The sequence below is a fragment of the Methanomethylovorans sp. genome (genome assembly GCF_041305605.1).
In the GTDB taxonomy this organism is placed as follows: Archaea; Halobacteriota; Methanosarcinia; order Methanosarcinales; family Methanosarcinaceae; genus Methanomethylovorans.
Genome location: NZ_JBFYLB010000122.1, coordinates 1 through 8,021, shown reverse-complemented (window position 1 = coordinate 8,021; position 8,021 = coordinate 1). Strand labels below are relative to the sequence as shown.

Here is an 8,021-nt window from a genome sequence, read left to right as displayed (position 1 = left end):
GAGAACTCAACGGTGTGTTCAGATCGCCATGTGCATCAAACCATACTACCACCAGATCCTTATTGTAAACCTTGTTCAGGTAAGAAACGGGACCTAATTCAATCCCACAATCACCACCCACAGAAAATATCTTTATTGGTTTTTCCCTGTTTAGCAGATCTGCTACCTGTTCCAAATTATGAACTATGGCATCCAAGCCCATGATATTTTTCTTTACCCCAAATTTCTCATGACAGCAGACATCTATTGATATGAAGTCATGCTCTTTAAGGTACAGATCATAGATCTCCGTTGCACTGAAATACAGATCAGTGTTATCACCGGAACCTTGCCATTGAGGAAAGAATATTCTGACCAGATCTTCTGACATCGGGCTCTCCCATATTAAGTAATATTGTTATCCGTCACTTAACTTCCATTCCCACACTTCATCGTCATCCAGATCAATAACAGTTCCTGTCAATGTGAAGCCATTATTTTCAAGCACTCTTGTTGATGCACTTATTTGCGGTAAAGTCCTTGCACAGACAAACACAGAGCCATCATGTTTTTGGGCAATCTCCACCAGTTCCCTGCACATCCGCGTCGCAAATCCTTTTCCTTCATGATCCGGAAAAGTAAAGTAAGCTATCTCTACTCTATTCCCTGCCGGCTTGCGTTTAAAAGCGCATGTACCAATGTACTGTCCGTCCTCCACTGCAAAATAAGCTATCCATGGCCTATTACAACCAACCTTCAGATAGTACTCCTGCTGCATTGCAAAGACCATCTGGCAATTCTCCTCATCCGGAATCATCTGAGAGACGTCCTGTGTAATAGGTATCAATTCCATTGATAATCTCCTGAAGGAAAAAGATTCGGCTTTAAATATATACTATTTTCCGAAATATCTTTTTTCATTCAGGAAAATGCACTTCATCCACCCTTTAAATCAGAATTCGGGAAAAAACGTTCGATCACCCACAGCATAGGACGGGTCATAAATGTGGTCACCAGAGCCATCAGAACCATCATGGTAAAGACAGTGGGACTCAAAATTCCTAGCTCATATCCTATACTTAAGACAACTAGCTCCACCAATCCTCGCGTATTCATCAGCGCTCCCAGGGCAAATGAGTTAGCCCAGGATTGGCCTGTGAAACGGGCTGCTGCAGCGCTGCCACCGAATTTACCCATAACCGCCACCAGAATTATTAAACCACAGATGAGCCACAAATAGCCTGCATTCAGCAGGCCCATTTGAGTTTTCAGGCCGTTAATGGCAAAGAACAAAGGTAACAATATCACCAGGCTGACATCTTCTATGCGGGAAATGAGCACATTCCTGAAATGAACCTGGGAAGGCATGATAACCCCTGCCAGAAAAGCTCCGAAAAGGGCGTGAATCCCAATTGTCTCTGTGGCAAAAGCTGACAGGAACAGCACAACGAACAACAGTGCGATGAATCCTTTGCTTAAAGGCTCCTGTGTAGCATATATATTGCCTAAACGTTGCAATATGGGTCGCACAAGGTAAATCATGAACAAAATGTACAATATAGCCATCACAACGGTAGCAACAAAAGTCATTATTGTTTCGGCCCTTATAATACCCACAACAGCCGCCAGCAAACACCAGGCTGTAACATCATCGGCTGCAGCACATGTGAGAGCCAGGGTGCCCAAAGGGGATTGTGTCAGCTTACGTTCCTGGATAATTCGAGCCAGTACTGGAAAAGCGGTCAAGCTCATAGCAATGCCCATGAACAGGCTGAAAGAGACGAAAGAAACTCCTTCAGGTGCAAATCCGGTGAACAGGAAGTAGGCTAAAGAAACTCCCAGGAAGAAAGGCACTACAATACTGGCATGGCTGACTACCAGGGCAGTTTGCGCTTTATTTTTCAGCAGTTCTGAATCAAGTTCCAGACCAACGATGAATACAAAAAGGACTAAACCAAGGTTACTGAGCGTTTCCAGCCACCCCAAAGAGGCAGGACTGAACAAAAAACCGCTTAACTGCGGACAGCACATTCCCAACACAGATGGACCCAGCACGATCCCTGCTGTCATTTCACCTAGCACACTTGGCTGACCTATTTTGTAAAAAAATAACCCAAAGAGCCGGGCTATGAATACTATGACCGCGATCTGTAAAAACATAAGGCTTAAGGGATGGGTCAAATTACTAGTTAAACTTCGACCCATAGCCATCCCCAGATCCTCATATGCCAGAAGGTGGCTTTGGCTCTTCACTGTAATATCAGGAAAACCAGTCAAAGGGGACTCCAACTGCTTGCCTTGAACAATGATGAAGAAAACCATCAGAATAAATAGACTATTGACTATCAAGTAAAAAAGGATATTTCTATGTACATGGTTTCTCATCAAGAAGGCTATAGTCCTCATTTCGTAAATATCTCTTTCGTCCCACCTGATATTAATAAAGCAATATCCTTCAGGACGAACATTTGTTTGATGCCCTTTGGCAAGGCTATATAACGGGGCTCCCACATCGGATTAAATTTTTCTTTATAAGCACGGAGACCCTTGAAATTGTAGAAATATTCCCCATGTGTGAAAATGGTTGAACCGATCTTGTTCCACAAAGGTGCAAGTGTCCTGTTCTCAAGACCTGAAAGTGGTGACATGCCCAATGAAAAATATTTAAACCCGTTTTCCTTTCCCCACAGCATGAGCTTGGTAAAAAGATATTCCATAGTAGTGTTAGAGATGGTAGGATCGTAACGCATAAGGTCAATAGCCATCTCGTCTTTATTGGCCGCCATCCAGATATTTGCAAAAGCAGCTATTTGCTCGCCTTTTTTTATTATCGCAAGAGGGAAATTAGCTAGATATTCAATGTTGAAGGAGCCCATTGAAAAGCTCTTTTCTTTCGTGTTCTTAGTTTCCAGCCAGGCATCCGATATGCTTTTAAGTTCCTGCAGATGAGCAGGAATATCCTCTGGCTGCATTATCTCAAAATGGTAACCATCTTTTTCCATCCGCTTCACAGAATATCGGAAATCCTTTCCGGAACTGCCATCAAGGCTGAAATCTGAAAGCTGGACCCTTGCTTCCTCTCCTATTTTGATCAAAGTAAGCCCAATGTCCAGGTAATAAGGAATGTATTTCTCGCTTACTTCATAAAAAACGGTCCATCCCTGGTGCAGATTTGCCATTTCATGGAAATCCCATATCAGTTCTTTCACATTTTTACTGTTTCCTATCGGGTCACCCATACAGACCCAGCTTTTTCCTGATATCCCATACATAAGGAATGTATTTTTTTGTTCATTGAACAATACATACTTATCTTCAAGAAGGACGAGATTGCCGTTAGTGTCAGCGCTGGTCCTGATAATTTCCTTCACTGTGACCATTTCGTCCTCATCCGGAAGCTTGAGGTCCTTACTGGAACCACCAAGCAGTCTCATAAGCCCAAAGATAGCTAAAACAATAGCAATTCCTACAACTGATCTGAGGAACCTGGATACATGCATGTTAGTTCCAAACTGCCATAAAAGTTCTTCCGAGTATTCCACATGCTCGTGTGCGAAGATACCAAGCCATATGAAACTTAGAACAACAATAGCAATAGCAATTATATTGTCCCTGCTGAAGGACTGGTTCAACAGTGATGACTTCCTGTAAAAATGCTGTCTTTGAGGCAATAACAGTAAAAATATCGCAAACAAGATACCGGATTCTATGTAGTTCAAGCCTTTCAGGATGGAAAAGATACTTCCCAGGAACAGTATTACTACCGATAGAAGATACGCTCCGTCGATCCTCTTCCACAATCCGTTGGCGAGAATGAGGAGCAGAACACCTATCACACTGCTTAACAAGCTGGAAGACTCTATTAACGATAAAGGAACTATTTTAGCTATAATGCGCATGCCTTCCATCTGATGAGGCAGAGCTTCCGAAAAAAGAAGTATGATCCCTGCAAAGAATATGAGCACAGCGAATATCTGGGGTGTGAATGAAGAGAGTGTAAGATATGTTTTTTTGTGCAAATTTATTAGTATCTCTTTCCTTGCATTGAACTCACTATATGAAAGGATGATCAATCCCACCAGGAAAGGTGTAAGATAATACACTATCCTGAACATCACAAGAGCAACAATGATATCTGCAAGAGCTAAATGGGAAGCAAGTGCAAGGAGCATGAGTGCTTCAAAAACTCCCAGCCCACCGGGAATGGTAGTTATATAGGCAATGGTCTGTGCCACTAAGAACATTGCCATGAAATATGGGAAAGATATCTCTCCACCCGCAGAGAGCAGGAAATATAATGCACTGCCTGCAAAAATTGAATCAAGTGATGAAATGAGGATCTGTACCAAAGCAGTTTTTACGTTGGGGAACCGGATCTCATCTCCTTTTATAATAAAAGTCCTCTGCTGCTGACAAAACACCAGGTAAATAATCAAACCAAACAGTAAACAGACTCCCAGTACCCTTAAATAAATCTCATAGAAAGAAAGAGACGCAGGTAAGTCAATAGGATAAAAACTTAAAAGCAATCCACCTACAAAACATATACCAAGCCAGAATGTTATACTGCAGAAGGTGATCACCTTGCCTATTTGCAGCACTGTCAGCCCATAGGCAGAATATAACCTGTAACGCAGTGAACCGCCTGTAAGAGGATTGAAACCAATGCTATAACTGATAGACGTGCTTGTGAAAGATGAACGAAGAATTTCCTTATATAAGACAGATTGACCAATGTATCGCATGGCCAGGAAATCATAGCTGATAAGAGCAATGTAACTCAAAAATGTAAAGGCAGAGGCAAATACCACACTCAATGGTTCGATACCTGCGAAACTTACCAAGATCTCAGTTAGTTGCAGGGGCTGAAGCTGCCTGTCCAGAACCCATAATGAAAGCGCAAAAATGGCAATTGGTAGCAAATAGCTGATCTTTTTTAAGATTTCCTGAGCTTGATAATTCTTTTTCTGAATCAATATAATTCTCCACAATATAAATGCACTATATTAATCATGCTATTTGACATTTACTCAGGTTTTGAGTGCTACGTAGAGATATTAAGAATACTCAAGGAGAAATTATCGTATAAATGGAAAACCATTTTATCGTAAAAGGTGTTTAGCCTTTCACGCAAATTCTCCTTTTGTAAATTGTGGGGTTATCTTAACATGGATGTTTCTGAACTGGTAAACAAACTAAAGTCTTCAAGAAGATACGAAGGCCAGATAGTGCATATTGAAGACATACCTGCAAAGGAACCCATTTATAGTTCTGTTGAACTAAAACCCCTTATCAATTATGCTTTAAGTGAGTCGGGTATAAAGCAGCTTTACATTCATCAGGCAGAAGCTGTCGAAAAGGCCAGGGAAGAGAATAATATCGTATTATCCACCAGTACCGCCAGCGGCAAATCCCTCTGCTACATGTTGCCTATATTTGAGACCATCATGGAAGACCCATCGGCAACAGCGCTTTATATATCACCTCTTAATGCCCTGGTGAACGACCAGCTCCAGACCTTCAGGAACTTCAGCCAGCTGATGGGACTGCATATCAATATAAACAGGTTCATTGGAACGATGGCGAAAAATGAAAAAGATGCTGTGAAGTACAATAACCCCCGGATAGTGTTCACAAATCCCGATATGCTGCACCTGAGCTTTCTGCAATGGAAACATCAGTGGAAACACTTTATTTCAAATCTGAGGTATATCGTGCTTGATGAAAGCCACACCTATAGCGGTGTTATGGGCAGCCACATGGCAAACCTGTTAAGGAGGCTGAACAGAGTTTGTGACCATTATGGTGCACATCCCCAATACATCTGCTGCACCGCTACAATCGGTAACCCTGTGGAACATACTTCAGCTTTGATAGGCAAGGATGTGGTGCTGATAGACAATGACAGCTCCGGGAGAGGACTACAGAAATTCGTATTCTGGAACCCACCTCTGTATGCAAAGTATGGGAACTTCACCATAAGGAAAGCCAGTTTTGGGGAAACGGTGGACCTGTTCACAACATTTGTCCAGAGCGGCTTCCAGACAATTGCTTTTGCAAGGTCAAGGCAGAAAGTGGAACGGATGTTCATTGAATCAAAGAACACTCTTGCTCACAGAGGTGTTGAGAAAAAGATCAGTTCATACAGAGGTGGGTATCACGGAAATGAACGTGAGATCATCGAGAAGGGACTTTCCGAGGGGCAAATTGCAGGTGTCATTTCCACCAATGCCCTTGAATTAGGTATTGACATCGGTGGTCTTGATGCCTGTATAATGGATGGTTTTCCCGGAACAATAATGAGCGCAAGACAGCAGGCAGGAAGAGCCGGACGCGGATATGAGCAAAGCATAGTGGTACTTGTTGCAGATCCCAATGCTCTGGATCAGTATTATATGCGAAATCCGGGAGACTTTTTCAGAAGACAGTGCGAAGAAGCAGTGATCAATGTTTCTAACCGCTATATACAGGCAGGCCATTTGCTATGTGCAGCCAGGGAGATCCCTTTGCGTGCAGAAGATGAACGGTATTTTGGCAGTGAGTTCAGCAGGATAGTGAATGTACTCGAAGAGGAAAAATTGCTGGAAGGTATCTCTGAAAAGAGGTCACTGGATACTAATGCTCATATGCACATATCTATCCGGGATATTGACAGTGATGCATATACTATTATTGACAGGGCTTCCAAAAGACCTCTGGAGAACTCTCTTGGCAGACTTCAGGCTTACAGAGAAGCATTTGAAGGTGCAGTGTACATAAACAAAGGAACTGCCTATGTTGTCACTTCACAGGACCATGAAAAAAGGGAGATACACGTAGAGTACACACAGGATGAATACTATACGAGGTCAATGGTATCCTCGGATGTGATCGTAAGGGATGTTTTAGAAACAAAAGTGTTGCCAACCTGCCCTGATGTAAAGGTCGGCTTTGGAAGCGTGGATGTGACCCAGCAAGTAACAGGTTACAAGAAGTTGCAGCAGCGTACAGATAAGGAACTTGGGCAGTATGCCCTGCAAATGCCAAAGTTCACTCTTGAAACAGAAGCCCTCTGGCTTGAACTGCCTGGCAGGTTCATGGGATCGGTTGCAGCATATAACCTGGATTTTGCCGGTGGGATCCATGCCATTGAACACGCGATGATAGCGATGTATCCGCTGCATCTGCTGGCCGATCGCAATGATGTAGGGGGACTTTCCACAGCAGAACACTCTGATCTTGGAGGCAACAGTGGGATATTCGTATACGATGGACACCAGGGAGGAGTCGGTTATGCTGAAAGCGGATATGGTAAGATCGTTGAAATGCTTGAGGTTACTCTGCGGTCCATTGAAAGCTGTCCCTGTAACGAAGGTTGTCCTTCCTGTATCCAGTCCCCAAAATGCGGGAACAACAACAATCCGCTGGATAAGGATGCAGCTATGATCATACTCTGCAAGATGCTCGGAAAACCCGACTATATCCCGCAGAAGAAAAAGACCGCCAGTGATATGAAAAAGCAGGAAAAGAGTGTTGCTGACATACCGGAGAACAAGGAAAGAACAGAACAGAGATTTGATCCTGTAAGTGCTCTGAACAGGGCCAGAAGGAAACTTCGCCAGAGGCAGACAAGGACAGCAGCCGAATGGGTAAAAGTCGGAATATCCGCAGGAAAAGAGCAAAAAGACCATGAGCAGGCGTATGAATGCTTTGAGGCTGCTTTGCAGCTTGAACCTGATAATCCCGGCGCACTCCTGAACAAGGGTATAACCTGCCTCAACCTTGGCCAGAACCAGGTTGCTCTTACATGCTTCAACAGGCTTCTTAACATGGGTGCGAACCAAAGCGTGGTGTGGAAGAACAAAGGTACTGCATTGTATCGTCTCGGAGATATAAGAGGGGCTGTTGGTGCATACGATGAAGCCCTCAGACTGAAACCGGGTGATAAGAAAGTACAGGAACTTCGGGAAAGAGTGCAAAAGATGCTGAGGTGAGGGGTTTTGGGTAGCAATCAGAAATTTATAGAATTGGTAGGTCTTCTCGACCTAAATGCTTTCTATGTG

Annotated in this window: 5 protein-coding genes; 1 reads left to right on the top strand and 4 read right to left on the bottom strand. The window is 43.3% G+C overall.

Annotation, left to right across the window (positions count from 1 at the left end; translation table 11 throughout):
• The 4 genes from ACCM36_RS07735 to mprF form a co-directional block, all read right to left on the bottom strand.
• On the bottom strand, positions 1-370 hold a 370-nt coding region (locus ACCM36_RS07735; protein ID WP_370573177.1), incomplete at its 3' end, for an arginase family protein.
• 27 nt (positions 371-397) lie between these two features.
• Complete coding sequence (locus tag ACCM36_RS07730) at positions 398-832, bottom strand: GNAT family N-acetyltransferase (protein WP_370573175.1); 435 nt, start codon at positions 830-832, stop codon at positions 398-400.
• 83 nt (positions 833-915) lie between these two features.
• Positions 916-2,301, bottom strand: a complete 1,386-nt coding sequence (locus ACCM36_RS07725) for a cation:proton antiporter (RefSeq protein ID WP_370573174.1) — start codon at positions 2,299-2,301, stop codon at positions 916-918.
• Positions 2,302-2,381: 80 nt separating this feature from the next.
• The gene (gene mprF, locus ACCM36_RS07720; protein ID WP_370573173.1) at positions 2,382-4,955 is read right to left on the bottom strand and encodes a bifunctional lysylphosphatidylglycerol flippase/synthetase MprF; all 2,574 of its coding nucleotides are present in this window, start codon (positions 4,953-4,955) and stop codon (positions 2,382-2,384) included.
• A 192-nt stretch (positions 4,956-5,147) separates the two neighbouring features.
• On the opposite strand from mprF, the gene ACCM36_RS07715 reads away from it, so the two are divergent.
• Positions 5,148-7,952, top strand: coding sequence for a DEAD/DEAH box helicase (locus ACCM36_RS07715; protein WP_370573172.1), 2,805 nt, complete (start codon positions 5,148-5,150; stop codon positions 7,950-7,952).
• Positions 7,953-8,021: the final 69 nt, after the last annotated feature.

Coding starts and splice junctions, on each gene's coding strand:
- ACCM36_RS07730 (WP_370573175.1), bottom strand. CDS start 832: ATGGAATTGATACCTATTACACAGGACGTCTCTCAGATGATTCCGGAT.
- ACCM36_RS07725 (WP_370573174.1), bottom strand. CDS start 2,301: ATGGTTTTCTTCATCATTGTTCAAGGCAAGCAGTTGGAGTCCCCTTTG.
- ACCM36_RS07715 (WP_370573172.1), top strand. CDS start 5,148: ATGGATGTTTCTGAACTGGTAAACAAACTAAAGTCTTCAAGAAGATAC.